Origin of the sequence: Paenibacillus shirakamiensis (assembly GCF_017874255.1) — a bacterium.
GTDB lineage: Bacteria > Bacillota > Bacilli > Paenibacillales > Paenibacillaceae > Fontibacillus > Fontibacillus shirakamiensis.
The window spans coordinates 295,376-309,560 of record NZ_JAGGLD010000002.1; the positions used below are offsets into that span (position 1 = coordinate 295,376).

Sequence of the window (14,185 nt, forward strand, 5' to 3'; positions counted from 1 at the left end):
TGCAGCAACGGCTCAGAGGGATTTTCCATATCGACTATAAGTTACTGTGTAAAATAGCTGTAAAGGAACCTTTCCCACCATCATCCGTGACGGCTTCTACATACCAATTCCCTTTATCCTTTACAGAAAAATTAAGTGGAATATCTATACGTGCGCCCGGCTGAAGGGTATTTCTGTATAATTTAGACTGAGAAGGTTGCGGACCAGTTAACCAATAGGAGAAGGTTAAAATTGCTTATATAGCCTGCTCTTGGACAAGTGAGATCGGTTGCTTCTTAGAGCTTTTATCTAGCATGACCTTAAGCCATGTCGCTCCGCCCGTAACCAGGATAATGAGCAGCAGATGAACTACATAGGAAGCAATCGATGCATTGGTGTAGACGAGCTTCATGAATCCTTGCACACCATTCGGTGCGGGGAGGAAATTCCCGATATAACGATAAAAAGGAGCCAACATGACCACAGGAACAATGTTCCCGGCTGTCATCAACTGGAAAGGAATCATCGCTGTGTTGAACAAAGGGGCCACATGTCCAAGAAGCGTGAAGCTCATCTGTGTAAAGGAGACACATGCTGCATAGACTAGCACATGAAAGATATACATCTGTCCGAAACTAGCTTCTGTCTCTGTGAATAGAAGAGTAAGACCCGTAATGAGCAGCGGTGCGATCAGCACAGTGGCTAACAAAATGATTTGTTTGGCTAGGAATAATCGACGTAAGCTGTAGAACTTGCTCAAGATTTGTGTAGAAATATTGAACTGAATAGCTAGAGTCATTGTCCCTATATAAGTAATGAATCCTAGAATCATAGGAACCATAGAAGTGGCAAAATCCGAAGGGGCTTCTGAAGCCACGACCGTTGTCTTTATTTCGATCGGCTCAGAACCTGCGGCCAATTTGCTATTTTGTGCAATGCCTTTCTGTATTTGCTTGGACATTTGATCTGCCGCTTGCTCTAGAATGGAACGACTTACACTGGAACTTCCCTCATCTACATAGACGGATAATTGGCTGCTATGCTTTTGCGTAACCTCCTGCATGAATGCTTTAGGGATAACAATTAGCATGTCATATTTCTCATCAACCAGCACTTTTTTAGGATCTTTTGCCTCTTTCACTACTTCCATATGAAATGGAGCCGAGGATATCATACTCTTTTGGATTGCCTCAGCAGCATTTCCCGCCTCATTTACCACCGCTACACGGAGCTGGTCCAATCGTTCTGTAGCTTGATGATAGCCTGTCATCCATACAAGGACGAATAAAAGTGGAAGGCCAATTCCAAATACCAAACCCACCTTTGTATTGGTCATTTTCATAAAATCTCCAAGCGTTTGCATCATGTCTAAACACCCTACTTATCTATAAATTTAAATGAATGCATATGATATAATTGCACATGCTATTATTTATACAAAAAAAATTTTTATTGCAAATTATCGTATATTCTATTGATTAAGTCAGCAAACATCTCTTTCTCAATCTCAGTTAATCCATGGAATGCTTGCGCATGAAACTGATCCATTAACGGGGCTACTTTCTCTACCACATCTCTTCCTGTAGAAGACAGATAGAGCAAAAAAGCTCTGCGGTCCGTTGGATCTTCCGCTCGAATGAGCATCTCTTTATGTTCTAATTTATCTAAAATTTTGCCCGTACTCGTCTGGTCTCTTCCAATTAATTCAGCTAATTTCTTCTGAGAAATCCCTTCACCTAAGCTTAATTTGTGAAGCATACCATATTGCTCTGGCGTAACATCATACTCATTCATGGCTTTGGAGGCGACCTTTTTGAATGAAAGATAGGTCCGTGACAACATAAACCCAAGCGGATGCTGATCCAAATTAAATGACATCGAATGTCCCTCCTTACAAATTACATGCATATGCTATTATATAGGGCGTAATAAAATCCTGTCAATCCTCTATTCAATTCTGCATTAGGCCTGATGTGAAGAATTATGCTAAGATACAAGTAACATTTACCATAATATGGGGGTATTGATTATGTTCACATCGGCTTATTTCTATATGTTCATCGCTTTACTCGTAGTTTATGGCATATTCAGTGTTCGCAACAGACGCTAAGTAAGCATAAAAATTTATGTATCTGTTTTATAATTTCCTGCTATAATATTTTTGTATTTACTAGCGATTAACGAGTTGAGTTGGGGAATGCACAATTTATACAGAATTCATCTTCATGAATTCTAAGACACTTAAGCTTGATCCATGTGGTCGAGCTTACCTTTTACCCATTAAACCAAGTTAACCGCTACGTTTATACAAGATTACATATGTACGGCCAGTCAACTGGAGTCCATAACCCTATCTCATGGAGTTGATGGATATGATGTCGCAGTTCTTTATTAATCGGTTCACATTTTTGTTCAGACTGGTTCTAGCCGCCTTGCTTGTGTGGATACCCACGGGAATACAACCGGCTCTTGCAGCAGGTACGTCGTATTATGTGGATTGCTCAGCAAATGGTGAGGGAAACGGCACTAGTTCTTCACCTATCAATTCTTTAAATGCAGTGAATGCTTTAACGCTGAGCCCAGGTGATTCTGTCTTGTTCAAACGGGGTTCTTCTTGCAGTGGGTCACTGTCGCCTCAAGGAAATGGGAGCGCTAGTCAACCTATTGTAATTGGTTCTTACGGAACTTCCTCTGCAAGATCTCGCATTGATGCATCTGGGCAAGAAGACGCGGTAAAGTTACGTAATCTCTCTTATGTGACGGTGCAAGATCTGGAGCTGACCGCTTCAGGCGATAATACTTTAGCTAGACGTGGTGTTCATGTCCTGGGGCAAGATGCTGGTGAATTATATGGCATTCGGCTGAATAACTTGTATATCCATGATGTTCGGGGCTATATGCCTTCCACAGTCCCAAGTCGCTATCATGGAACTGGTAAATATGCCAATGCATCAGGTGGGATTGTCGTTGAAGTGCTTGGAAGTTCCGTACCTACGGCCTTTCACGGTGTCACGATTGAGAATAATATCATTACCGCGGTAGATCGTCAGGGGATTTATGTGTGGTCGAATTACTGCCAACGTGCGGAGTTAGCCGAATTCTGGGGCAGCTTGTGCACAAGCAATTGGAAACCCGCCACAGACGTAACGATTCAGAACAATATTTTATCTGATGTTGGTGGTGATGGGATTGCTCCCATGACTGTAGATGGCTCGTTAGTCCAAAATAATAAACTTAGTGGATTCAACGTGAGGTCACAATCGCCAAATGCAGGCATGTGGACGGCCAATGCCAATCATGTTACTTTTCAATATAATGAGGCTTCTGGTGGCAAAACTACAAGTGATGGTATGGGATTCGATGTCGATCACTCCACCAGCAACGTTATATTCCAATATAATTACTCTCACGAGAATGAGGGTGGCTTCTTCTTACTTTGCCCTCAAGGTAAAGGCAAATCCGTGGATTTCATTATACGTTATAACGTATCCGTGAACGATCGAGCCCGTCTGTTCCAAAGCTGCGGAGGCGAGATTCGTAACGGTCAAATTTATAACAATACGATTTATTCTGGGGACACCATAGGCCCTGTTATTTATCAGGAGTCTTCTGCACAGACGCAAGCTATTCAATTCCGCAACAACCTACTTTATAAAGAAGGATCGGGAAATTTAAGTTGGACGCTCAATGATACTACGTTCACTGTTGATCATAATGTATTCTTCCGCGTTCCCGACTCCACTACGCCAGCAGGAACGAATACGATTACGAGTGATCCTCTGCTTGTACATGCCGGAGGCCTGGCTACGACGGATTACAAACTAACCGAAGGATCCCCCGCGCTAGGTGCAGGTGCCATCATCTCAGCGAACGGCGGTCGGGACTATTTCGGTAATGCGGTATCCGCCTCATCTCCACCCAATATCGGCGCTTATCAAGGAGCTGGATTATCTGTTCCGCTACCTGTTCCGCTAGCCTCCTATCATCTAGATGCAACTAGCGGAGCCTCGGCTACAGACTCTAGTGGAGGTAGTTATAACGGAACGCTCATTGGCGGTCCAGTCTGGAATGCATCAGGTGGGGCTTCCGCTGGGTTCTTACAACTCGATGGCGTTGACGATTATATATTACTTCCTCCTTTATTGAATCCAGCTTCTGGTGATTTCACGATTACAGGCTGGGTCAAACTAGGGGCTGGAGCAGGCTCTTCCCAAATCATCGTGCAGCAAGAAGGTTCATCAGGTCGTTCCCTATTGTACCGAGATACCGCAAGCGGCAAATTAGGGACGTACTTAGGCAATGCTGCTCTCCTATCCAGTGCAACAATCCCTACGGGAGCATGGACGCATATCGCCCTTATAAAAAAAGGTACCACCATTTCACTATATATTAATGGCCAGCCCGATGCCTCAGCCTCCCGCACAGCAGAATCCGAGAGCAGCGGATTCAGACTCGGCTCTCACAAGTCTCCTACATCTAGCAACGTTAACTTTAGAGGGGGGCTTGATGAATTTCGAATCTACGGTAGCGCGCTGAGTTCCACGCAGATCGTGAAACTGTACAATGATGCTGGACTGCAATAAATCTCTAAATAGTACAGGTCTTGGATCTCCCTTAGGGATTCAAGACCTTTTTTTGTAGGATTTTTACGATCGTTAATATTGAAATCTTTAAAACTTATATCAAAAAAACTTATATCTTTAAAATTCAAATCTCTAATATTCAGATCTCTAAAAATATTTAAATCTCTAAAACTTAAATCTCTAATATTCATTTATCTTCAGTTTCATTTTTTTAATATTCTAGCTACAAAAACTAATACTTTTATAGACTAGGTTGATCCTTTTTTTTAATATGTATATGCGTTTCTTATTGTTCCTGCATTCCCCTAATTGTTAATAGAAAAACAAGCATATATATACTATCTATTTAAATTTCGCTTAATTTAATAAAATTTTACATTTTCTATATAGAGTTTTGCTATAATACACGTATGACAAAATACTATAAATCCTTTGGAGGTTAATGATGAACTTGAAAAAGAAGCTAGTATTCAGTATATTATCCACGGTTGTAGTCTCTACTTTTGCTGTAGGAGCTTTCACAACAGAGGTCCAAGCTAAATCCAAATCTCTATATTTTAAAAATTGTACTGCGGCAAAAAATGCGGGCTACTTCAATATTTTACGTGGTGAACCCGGCTATCGTGCAACACTCGACCGCGACCACGATGGGGTTGCCTGCGAAAAAAGATAATAAAAAACGATCTGCTGATCATCAGCAGATCGTTTTTATTTGAGCAGAATATACCTTCTTAAGCTGATTTCACTTTAAATGCAATAATACGCGTCACGTGTACAACTTCATCAAAGGGAACCCAAGCAGGTCCCTCATTTGTTAGTATGGTCAGTCGACTTTTTTTATCATCCCATTTAAGTAGCCCATGTGCTCTAGATCCATCTTGCAGCAAGATGGTAACTCGGTCAGAACGTTCTATTGCCGTATTTATGGCAATTCTATTTTCTCTCTCAGTCAAAAAAACAGCCCCTTTAGAGAATATTATTCTCCACTTAGGACTATTTTCCTGCTACCTATGTATCAATTCCGAGGTTTATTTTTAATATTCCCACAATATCAGGTCTAATTACTCAAATAATTACTGCTCAACATAGAAAGCCCTCAATCTCACTTTAATCTTATTCGGTATGATCTTTAATATTTAATTTCGTTATTCTATGTTCAAGTTTTTTCAGTATGGCTGACTTTTTTAATGAAGAAATATAAATAAGCACTAACATTAGAACAATAAGAGATTGCAAAGTTAAAGTATACACATAAAAATCACCCGATGACATTGGCATAATCCTCCGTAAATCTAATTTTGATTAAAAAAGTATGAGTAAGTTGTGACCTGAGTATTTATATCCCTACTATTCGCTTCATTCATATTGTCTATAACATAATTCCCTTCCCCTAATTCTAAATCAAAAAGTAAAGAGGCTTCTCAAAAGTTCAGCGAACTAATGAGAGCCTCTTAAAATCAATATCTAGTTAACACTTTGTTAACCTCATAAAACCAAGTCCACCTTAGCCCTTATTCATACAAGGGTTCTTGGCAGTATTACATCATGCCGCCCATTCCACCCATGCCGCCCATGTCTGGAGCTGCAGCGGATGCTGGTTCTGGTTTGTCAGCGATCACGGCTTCAGTTGTCAGGAACAAGCCTGCTACGGAAGCTGCATATTGAAGCGCAGAACGAGTTACCTTAGCTGGGTCAACGATACCTGCATCGAACATGTTAACCCACTCGCCAGTAGCTGCGTTGTAGCCTACGCCGATTTGTTCTTTTTTGAGACGCTCTACGATAACAGATCCTTCTTCGCCTGCATTTGCAGCGATAGTACGGATTGGCTCTTCCAATGCACGAAGTACAATATTCACGCCTGTTCTTTCGTCGCCTGTTACGTTCAGTGCAGATACAGCACCATATACATTCACAAGGGCAGTACCCCCACCGGATACAATACCTTCTTCAACAGCCGCACGAGTTGCATTCAACGCATCTTCAATACGAAGTTTACGCTCTTTCAATTCGGTTTCTGTTGCTGCACCGACTTTGATTACTGCTACGCCGCCAGCCAATTTAGCCAGACGCTCTTGCAGTTTTTCTTTGTCGAAATCAGAAGTCGTCTCTTCCAATTGGGAACGGATTTGGCTAACACGTGCTTGAATGTCACCTTTATCTCCGCTTCCATCTACGATTGTTGTAGCTTCTTTAGTTACGCGTACTTGACGAGCATTACCCAGTTGCTCAACTGTAGTGCTCTTCAGATCCAGACCCAATTTCTCAGTAATCACTTGACCACCAGTAAGGGCAGCAATATCTTGAAGCATCGCTTCACGGCGATCACCAAAGCCAGGAGCCTTCACAGCTACAGCATTGAATGTTCCACGAAGTTTGTTCACGATTAGCATCGCTTGTGCTTCACCTTCGATATCTTCTGCGATGATAACGAGTGGACGAGCTTGTTGAACGATTTTCTCAAGAACAGGCAAGATTTCTTGCGTGCTGCTGATTTTTTTGTCTGTGATCAAGATATATGGGTTCTCAAGAACGGCTTCCATCTTGTCCGTGTCGGTAATCATGTAAGGGGAGATATATCCACGGTCGAACTGCATACCTTCAACCACTTCAAGTTCTGTAGCGAATCCACGGGATTCTTCAACCGTGATAACGCCATCCTTACCTACTTTTTCCATAGCTTCAGCGATCAATTCGCCTACTTCTTCGTCAGCCGCTGAGATCGCAGCTACTTGAGCGATGGATTGTTTGCCTTCGATGGTTTTGGAGATCTTTTGCAATTCTTCTACTGCAGCGCGAACCGCTTTATCAATCCCTTTACGAAGACCAATCGGGCTAGCTCCCGCTGTTACGTTCTTCAAGCCTTCACGAATCAATGCTTGAGCAAGAACTGTAGCTGTAGTCGTACCGTCACCAGCTACATCGTTCGTCTTTGTAGCTACTTCTTTTACAAGTTGTGCGCCCATGTTCTCAAAAGCATCTTCTAATTCGATTTCTTTGGCAATGGTAACACCGTCATTTGTGATGAGCGGGCTTCCGAATTTCTTCTCTAATACTACATTACGTCCTTTTGGACCTAGTGTAACTTTTACTGCATTTGCCAAAGCATCCACGCCACGCATCATCGCGCGACGAGCGTCTTCACTGAACTTAATATCCTTTGCCATCTTCAAAAACCTCCCTAAGTATTGGTTGTGTACTCTATACGTTCATTTCGTTCGATTCTGTATTAGCCCAAGATTGCGTGAATGTCGCTTTCTTTCATAATCAAATACTCTTTACCTTCATATTTGATTTCTGTGCCAGCATATTTGGAGAATAAGACACGGTCGCCTTCTTTCACTTCAAGCGCTACACGGTTACCATCTTTAAGCGTTCCACTACCCACAGCAATAACTTTACCTTCTTGTGGCTTCTCCTTAGCAGAGTCCGGAAGCACAATCCCGAATGATGTAGTCTGTTCTTGCTCGATCGCTTCTACCAGTACGCGTTCACCTAATGGTTTGATCATGAAAAATAGCCTCCTTATTCATATATGGTGTTAATGTTATACACTTTATTATTTACGTTAGCACTCGACATGCTGTAGTGCTAACAACATGTTTTATGATACCCAATATGAGCGCAGATTTCAAGTCCCAACCCCTATTTTTTTCTGGGACATGCCACCTTTCATCCTATCCGAATCGCTACCTAAATATTCTTAGTCATCTATAAGTTGTATACTTTGATGCATTGCCGCTTGCTTAAAGATTCATTTCATAATATTTAAGGAGGTCCCATGAACAATGTATTAACTGACTTCATGCAAAAGTATTTTAATACGCCCGTGCTAGAGCCTGGCCTTTTCTACAATTCTCAATATGGGCTTCGCTTTGAGATATCCCAACCCAGTTTAGATTTTTATCATCCAAACAATCAGGAGCAAATCTATCAAAGGGCGACGACTTTATTTCAAAGTGTGTTCGAAGCTACGGACAACATCCTGCTGGTAACTCAAGTATATTGTGATCGAGACCATCGTGTACTTCAGCGAAAACCTCTAAATATCTATCGTAAATATATTCGCAATCGTTCTCTCCTTCGCCAATTACAGCATAAAATTCTACCTCCGCTTATTACGGATGATCGGGATGAAAGCTATGCACCGAACGAGATTACGCATCAATTCGTCCTTCCCTGTACAACGTCAGATATTAGATATGTTCCTCTATTATCTGCCATTTGGCATGAAGATTTTAAGCACCTACTTGCATATTAAAGGATTTCCCCCGGTACCAATATGATATATTTTTCATCCATCTCCGTAAAAAAATGATCTTTCATCTCTACGATGATCGAGGTTGCGATGTCATTTCTACAAATTTGTCCACCCTGCTCCCTCTATATCATCAATACAATGCATGGATTCTGGACTACGATCGAGAGGCTATAGACCAAATGGTGCTAAACAATGGATAATGTATTTCCCCCTCTATATAAAAAGGCCTGTCAACTCATCCAAAAGGTGATTGACAGGCCTTAATATTATAATCCTTGCTTGCTTTTGCTAATTGCAATCTATTCAGAGGATGTTACTCCTCATACTTGGCTTTACGCTCCGCATCCGAAGCCACTTGCTTCGTATGGATTCTAGCAGATAACATTACACTGAATTCATAGAGAAGAATCATAGGAATTAATACCAAGAAAGCCGAGAAGAAGTCAGGTGGCGTAATCATCACGGATAAGACCACCAAAGCAAAGTAGGCTACCCTCCGCATTTTCTTCAGACGTTTTGGATTCAGCAGTCTAAGATGAGTAAGGAAAAGGACCACTACAGGAAGTTCAAAAAGCAGAGCGATAGGAAGAATGATATTCGTCATGAACTTCAAATAATCAGCGATCCCATAAGTCTCAACTAATCCGAGCTGCTTATTCAGAGAAGACGTAAATGTCATTGCTAATGGAAATACAACATAATAGCCAAAAGCTGCCCCTGCTATGAAGCATATGAACACAAACGGAATGTATTTGAGCGTCGCTCTACGTTCCTTGGGCTTCAGCCCCGGACTTACAAATGCCCATAACTGATACATGATAAATGGCAACATAATGCCAAAAGCCACGATCAGAGCAATCTTCATGTACACGTTAACCCCATCCCAGAAGGAGAACGCATTCAATTGAAGGACGATGTGATTCGTATCGTGCGTAGTTAAATATTGATAGACAGGCTTAGCTACGAAAAATCCACCTACCAATACTATAGCGAATAAGATGATCGTTACGAACAACCGCCTGCGCAGCTCAACCAAATGATCGACCACGGTTAACTCATCTTTTTTTTCCGTCATGCGGTCGCCTCCTCATGTGCATCATGATCTAGACAAAAAAAAGCACTTCCTTCCAAGGAGGAAGGAAGCTCCATTATTCCGGCAACCGGCGATCCTGTGCCTTTGGCTGTTCTACAGCCTTTGGTGCAGCTTCCGTCTTATTCACGGGAGGTTCGTCCTCCACGATATCACGTGTAGCTTCTTTAAATTCACGAAAGGTTCGGCCTACAGCTCGGCCCAAATCGGGTAACTTGTTCGGCCCAAATAACAAAAGTGCTGCAATCACAATCAGTAGAAATCCACCTGCACCCACGAGAAAGCCCTCCGTTCATGCTTATGTTCAAGTCCACATCATAATAACATACCTATCTCAAAAGAACATCTGCTTCCAAGTAGAACATTCACATCTTCAGCTAGCTTACTTAAAGACGAAACTGTCCGGTAACCATCAGCAACGCTTCTGGAAGTTGCCCCATAATTGCAGCCAAATTCTCGTGGACTCCTTTTGGTGTACCTGGAAGGTTCACAATAAGCGTTCGGCCTCGAATACCTACGACACCTCGGAACAACATTGCTGCGGGATTTTTCTGCATGGCGCTCATCCGCATGGCTTCTGCCATACCTGGCACTTCACGCTCAATGATACGGCGCGTAGCTTCAGGCGTGACATCGCGCGCAGCCAATTCCGTTCCTCCCGTAGTCAACACCAAATTTGCTTGGAAATAATCTGTCATCTCAATAAGTGCCGCAATAATCTCATCTTGTTCATCGGGAACAATCCGATATTCTACAATCTCTCCACCTAGTTCTTCCTCGACCAGTTCCCGGATAACCTGAGCGCTCGTATCTTCACGTTCGCCCCTGGCTCCCTTATCACTTGCCGTTAGGATCGCTGTTTTCCACACCATGAAGTCACCCTCCTTATCCGAATCGGAACATTTTGTTGTGTCTAGACCTCGAGGTGATAGTCTCCGTTCTTGCCGCCCTTTTTGGACTTCAAAAGCGTAGGCCCGATGACCATATCTTTCTGTAATGCCTTACACATATCATAGATGGTTAGCGCCGCCGCGGATACCGCCGTTAGCGCCTCCATTTCTACACCCGTCCGGCCCTCCGTCTTCACGGAAGCTTCAATATACAATTCATCTTCATCATTATCCGAGAATACAATGTTCACACCTGTCAAAGGAAGAGGATGACACATTGGAATCCAGTCCGACGTTCTCTTCGCTGCTTGGATGCCCGCAATTTGAGCTACGGCAAGTACGTCTCCTTTACCGATGCGCCCTTCCTTAATAGCAGACAAGGTAGCCTTGTCCATCGTTACCTTACTGCCAGCAACAGCTGTGCGAAAGGTCACCGATTTCTCAGATACATCCACCATTCTTGCTCGGCCTTGCTCGTTAAAATGGGTTAACTTCGTAGGCTCCATGCTGACCTGTCACAACCTTTTAATTATATATAAGTGAGGCCAGATGCCGTAATAAGTACATCTAGCTTGACATCATGTTCTTCCATAGGAATGCGCGGTACAATTTGCTCCTTCAAAGCTAAGCTTCCAAGGATCATTCGATCATTGACACTAGGAGGATGAACAATATTATGTTCTAAAAAACGATCATAATAACCCCCGCCAAAACCAAGTCGTCCTCCGTTTCGATCAAAAGCAAGTCCAGGTAGGAGCATAAAGTCGAGGTCTTGTTGTTCAGGTTGCCAGATCGGACAGTGCTCCTTCGGTTCAGGTATGCCCCAGCTTCCTGAGACAATATCTTTCATAGAAGCAATTTCATGTAATGTGAATGTAGAAGTAGCTCGGTGGACACGCGGAACCCAAATTCGGTCTCCTCTGGACCAACACATCTGAAGAAGGGAAGTTGTAGGAGCCTCGTCTCGAAAAGCTAGATACATAGCTAAATGAAGATTACGCCCTTTACGCTGCCGCATAGGAGCTAGCAAGCCCTGTTCTATCCATCTACTTGCTACTTCTGCTTGTTCTGCTCTACTGGCTTTACTTACAGCCGCCCGTACGGCCAGCATCTGTTGTCTAAGTTCTTGCTTATTTTCTTTCATCTGCATCCGATTCACCTGTCATTTTATGTGTACACAGTTCTTTCTTTAGTTTAGCACTCTTCCGTCAAAATGAAAACTTGCTTGCTCCGCCCTCCTATTCCCGCCTAAGCGCGGTGCATTTGACTAATGATTCATGTAAAATAGAAGTAATCAGACCTGATGCATCAGGCTTCTTTAAGAGATGGAGGATCAAGACGTTATGTTGCTTCAAGCTACGGATATTCGTAAGGGATATGGCACTATAAGTATACTCGAAGGCATTAGCCTGCAAATCTTGGAACGAGATCGAATTGGCCTAGTTGGTGTGAACGGAGCTGGAAAATCAACCTTCCTCCAAATCGTGGCGGGTGAGCTCTCCTACGACGGGGGCCAGATCTATAAAGCAAAAGAAACAACCATCGGCTACCTCGCTCAGAACAGTGGTCTGCAATCCGAGAAATCCATTTGGGAAGAAATGCTTCATGTGTTCGACCATCTTACAGAGGCAGAAGCGGAACTACGCCGCATGGAGCAGCAAATTGCCAATCCTAAAGCGGGTGAGAATGAAAAAGCATTTGAAGATCTACTAGAACGATATGCACGTAAATCGGATTGGTTCAAAGATCATGGCGGGTATGAGATGGAGACGCGAATTCGCAGTGTATTGCACGGTATGGGATTCGGAACATTTGCCCCAGATACGTTGATCTCTACACTAAGTGGCGGTCAAAAGACTAGACTTGCCTTAGCTAGAATCCTTTTACAAGCACCCGATCTTCTTATGCTGGATGAGCCAACTAACCATTTGGACATTCAGACGCTCACTTGGCTGGAAGATTATCTACGCAATTATTCCGGTGCCTTGCTTGTGGTATCTCATGACCGTTACTTCCTAGATCGTCTAGTCACAGCCATTGTTGAGATAGAGCGTCATCAATCACGTAAGTATACCGGCAACTATAGTCGTTATATAGATCTGAAAGCGGCCGATTACGAGGCAGAGCTCAAACAATACGAGAAGCAGCAGGGTGAGATCTCCAAAATGGAAGATTTCATTCGCAAAAATATTGTACGAGCTTCGACGACCAAACGAGCTCAGAGCCGCCGCAAAGCACTAGACAAAATGGATGTGCTCGATCGTCCCATGGGGGACTTGAAGAAAGCTAATTTTGCATTTGAACCTGAATACATGTCTGGTAAAGAAGTGTTGCGTCTAGAAGACTTAGCTTTTGCCTTCGACCCCGAATCTCCGTTATTCAAGCATGTTTCATTCGATCTTCGACGAGGCGAGACCGTGGCACTCATCGGGCCGAACGGCATTGGAAAATCCACCTTACTCAAAATGCTTACGGGTGATTTGCGGCCAGCAACAGGACAAATACACTGGGGAGCCAAGGTCAAACTTGGATACTATGATCAGGAACAGACGAATCTAACTAAAGAAAATACGGTGCTTGAAGAACTATGGAGTGCTTTTCCTCATATGGAAGAGGCCCGAATACGAAGTGTCCTAGGTAATTTTTTATTTAGCGGAGAAGAAGTACTTAAGCGAATCAGCGCTCTTAGCGGCGGTGAGAAAGCACGAGTTGCTCTGGCGAAGCTCATGTTGCTTCAAGCCAACGTGCTCATTTTGGATGAGCCCACCAACCATTTGGATCTCTATAGCAAAGAAGTATTAGAATCGGCACTCATCGACTATGAAGGAACGTTGCTATTCATTTCACATGACCGTTACTTCCTGAACAAAATGGCAGAACGAATCATTGAGATGCATCCGGATGGAGCGAACCCTTATTTAGGCAACTATGATGACTACCTAGAGAAAAAACAGGAAATCGCAGAACTTGCCTTAGAACGAGCAGCAGAAATCAAGCCTAACCCCTCTAAAGTGATCAAAGATGAGTCGCCCGTCCTTAAAAGTGGTGCACAATCTTACGAAGCCAGCAAAGAAGCCAAACGAGAAGAACGTAATCGCCTTCGCCGTATTGAACAATTGGAGGCCCAAATTGCCCAGTTAGAACTTGATATTAACCGCCTGGAAAATGAACTCACTCTTCCCGAGGTATATCAGGACTATATGGCTGTGCAGGAGCGTCAAACGGCTATGACTGAGGCTAAGCATCAGCTCGAAATTGTCTTCTCAGAGTGGGAACAACTAGCTGACGAATAAAAAAACTAATTTTGTTCAAAAAAACATTAAAATGTTTATGCACAGAGTTATCCCCATGATAAACAGAATATAATTTATGAAAACGGTCC

15 protein-coding genes are annotated in these 14,185 nt (G+C 43.0%); 5 read left to right on the forward strand and 10 right to left on the reverse strand.

Features of this window, described 5'->3' with window-relative positions; all coding sequences use genetic code 11:
• Window positions 1–235: 235 nt before the first annotated feature.
• A complete protein-coding gene (locus J2Z69_RS08290; protein WP_209861029.1) occupies window positions 236–1,345 on the reverse strand; it encodes a YhgE/Pip domain-containing protein in 1,110 nt (369 codons plus the stop codon).
• Between the two features lie 83 nt (window positions 1,346–1,428).
• Window positions 1,429–1,857 (reverse strand): MarR family winged helix-turn-helix transcriptional regulator, encoded by a 429-nt coding sequence (locus tag J2Z69_RS08295; protein WP_209861031.1) that lies wholly within the window; start codon window positions 1,855–1,857, stop codon window positions 1,429–1,431.
• A gap of 479 nt (window positions 1,858–2,336) precedes the next feature.
• Between J2Z69_RS08295 and J2Z69_RS08300 the strand changes: the two genes are divergently transcribed.
• Entirely contained in the window at window positions 2,337–4,562 is a 2,226-nt protein-coding gene (locus J2Z69_RS08300; protein ID WP_209861033.1) for a LamG-like jellyroll fold domain-containing protein, read from the forward strand.
• A 451-nt stretch (window positions 4,563–5,013) separates the two neighbouring features.
• Complete coding sequence (locus tag J2Z69_RS08305; protein WP_245339098.1) at window positions 5,014–5,235, forward strand: excalibur calcium-binding domain-containing protein; 222 nt, start codon at window positions 5,014–5,016, stop codon at window positions 5,233–5,235.
• Window positions 5,236–5,293: 58 nt separating this feature from the next.
• Here the strand turns inward: J2Z69_RS08305 and J2Z69_RS08310 are convergent, their stop codons facing one another.
• From J2Z69_RS08310 to groES, 3 genes are all read right to left on the reverse strand, one after another.
• Window positions 5,294–5,515 carry a hypothetical protein gene (locus J2Z69_RS08310; protein WP_209861037.1) on the reverse strand — a complete coding sequence of 74 codons (222 nt, stop codon included), beginning with the start codon at window positions 5,513–5,515 and terminating at the stop codon, window positions 5,294–5,296.
• A gap of 585 nt (window positions 5,516–6,100) precedes the next feature.
• Complete coding sequence (groL, locus tag J2Z69_RS08315; protein WP_209861039.1) at window positions 6,101–7,729, reverse strand: chaperonin GroEL; 1,629 nt, start codon at window positions 7,727–7,729, stop codon at window positions 6,101–6,103.
• Between the two features lie 62 nt (window positions 7,730–7,791).
• A complete protein-coding gene (gene groES / locus J2Z69_RS08320) occupies window positions 7,792–8,073 on the reverse strand; it encodes a co-chaperone GroES (protein ID WP_209861041.1) in 282 nt (93 codons plus the stop codon).
• 270 nt (window positions 8,074–8,343) lie between these two features.
• Between groES and J2Z69_RS08325 the strand changes: the two genes are divergently transcribed.
• Together J2Z69_RS08325 and J2Z69_RS19470 are read left to right on the forward strand one after the other, a co-directional pair.
• On the forward strand, window positions 8,344–8,823 hold the full coding sequence (locus J2Z69_RS08325; protein WP_209861043.1) for a DUF3885 domain-containing protein: 480 nt from the start codon (window positions 8,344–8,346) through the stop codon (window positions 8,821–8,823).
• 53 nt (window positions 8,824–8,876) lie between these two features.
• Window positions 8,877–9,023, forward strand: coding sequence for a DUF3885 domain-containing protein (locus J2Z69_RS19470; protein WP_209861045.1), 147 nt, complete (start codon window positions 8,877–8,879; stop codon window positions 9,021–9,023).
• Between the two features lie 113 nt (window positions 9,024–9,136).
• On the opposite strand, the gene tatC is transcribed toward J2Z69_RS19470, so the two are convergent.
• The 5 genes from tatC to J2Z69_RS08355 all read right to left on the reverse strand — a co-directional run bounded on the left by tatC (window position 9,137) and on the right by J2Z69_RS08355 (window position 11,947).
• Complete coding sequence (tatC, locus tag J2Z69_RS08335; protein ID WP_209861047.1) at window positions 9,137–9,898, reverse strand: twin-arginine translocase subunit TatC; 762 nt, start codon at window positions 9,896–9,898, stop codon at window positions 9,137–9,139.
• A 73-nt stretch (window positions 9,899–9,971) separates the two neighbouring features.
• Window positions 9,972–10,190: a twin-arginine translocase TatA/TatE family subunit gene (locus J2Z69_RS08340; protein WP_209861049.1), complete on the reverse strand. Its 219-nt coding sequence runs from the start codon at window positions 10,188–10,190 to the stop codon at window positions 9,972–9,974.
• Between the two features lie 109 nt (window positions 10,191–10,299).
• Window positions 10,300–10,785, reverse strand: a complete 486-nt coding sequence (locus tag J2Z69_RS08345) for a MogA/MoaB family molybdenum cofactor biosynthesis protein (protein ID WP_209861051.1) — start codon at window positions 10,783–10,785, stop codon at window positions 10,300–10,302.
• A 41-nt stretch (window positions 10,786–10,826) separates the two neighbouring features.
• A complete protein-coding gene (gene moaC / locus J2Z69_RS08350) occupies window positions 10,827–11,309 on the reverse strand; it encodes a cyclic pyranopterin monophosphate synthase MoaC (protein ID WP_209861053.1) in 483 nt (160 codons plus the stop codon).
• Between the two features lie 23 nt (window positions 11,310–11,332).
• Complete coding sequence (locus tag J2Z69_RS08355) at window positions 11,333–11,947, reverse strand: 5-formyltetrahydrofolate cyclo-ligase (RefSeq protein WP_209861055.1); 615 nt, start codon at window positions 11,945–11,947, stop codon at window positions 11,333–11,335.
• A 199-nt stretch (window positions 11,948–12,146) separates the two neighbouring features.
• Here J2Z69_RS08355 and J2Z69_RS08360 point away from each other — a divergent pair, with 199 nt between their 5' ends.
• The gene (locus J2Z69_RS08360; protein ID WP_209861057.1) at window positions 12,147–14,096 is read left to right on the forward strand and encodes an ABC-F family ATP-binding cassette domain-containing protein; all 1,950 of its coding nucleotides are present in this window, start codon (window positions 12,147–12,149) and stop codon (window positions 14,094–14,096) included.
• The last annotated feature ends 89 nt before the right edge of the window (window positions 14,097–14,185 follow it).

Excerpts from the sequence above, each read along its gene's own strand:
- J2Z69_RS08290 (WP_209861029.1), bottom strand. The coding sequence starts at position 1,345 with ATGATGCAAACGCTTGGAGATTTTATGAAAATGACCAATACAAAGGTG.
- J2Z69_RS08295 (WP_209861031.1), bottom strand. The coding sequence starts at position 1,857 with ATGTCATTTAATTTGGATCAGCATCCGCTTGGGTTTATGTTGTCACGG.
- J2Z69_RS08300 (WP_209861033.1), top strand. The coding sequence starts at position 2,337 with ATGGAGTTGATGGATATGATGTCGCAGTTCTTTATTAATCGGTTCACA.
- groL (WP_209861039.1), bottom strand. The coding sequence starts at position 7,729 with ATGGCAAAGGATATTAAGTTCAGTGAAGACGCTCGTCGCGCGATGATG.
- groES (WP_209861041.1), bottom strand. The coding sequence starts at position 8,073 with ATGATCAAACCATTAGGTGAACGCGTACTGGTAGAAGCGATCGAGCAA.
- J2Z69_RS08325 (WP_209861043.1), top strand. The coding sequence starts at position 8,344 with ATGAACAATGTATTAACTGACTTCATGCAAAAGTATTTTAATACGCCC.
- J2Z69_RS19470 (WP_209861045.1), top strand. The coding sequence starts at position 8,877 with ATGATCTTTCATCTCTACGATGATCGAGGTTGCGATGTCATTTCTACA.
- tatC (WP_209861047.1), bottom strand. The coding sequence starts at position 9,898 with ATGACGGAAAAAAAAGATGAGTTAACCGTGGTCGATCATTTGGTTGAG.
- J2Z69_RS08345 (WP_209861051.1), bottom strand. The coding sequence starts at position 10,785 with ATGGTGTGGAAAACAGCGATCCTAACGGCAAGTGATAAGGGAGCCAGG.
- moaC (WP_209861053.1), bottom strand. The coding sequence starts at position 11,309 with ATGGAGCCTACGAAGTTAACCCATTTTAACGAGCAAGGCCGAGCAAGA.
- J2Z69_RS08355 (WP_209861055.1), bottom strand. The coding sequence starts at position 11,947 with ATGAAAGAAAATAAGCAAGAACTTAGACAACAGATGCTGGCCGTACGG.
- J2Z69_RS08360 (WP_209861057.1), top strand. The coding sequence starts at position 12,147 with ATGTTGCTTCAAGCTACGGATATTCGTAAGGGATATGGCACTATAAGT.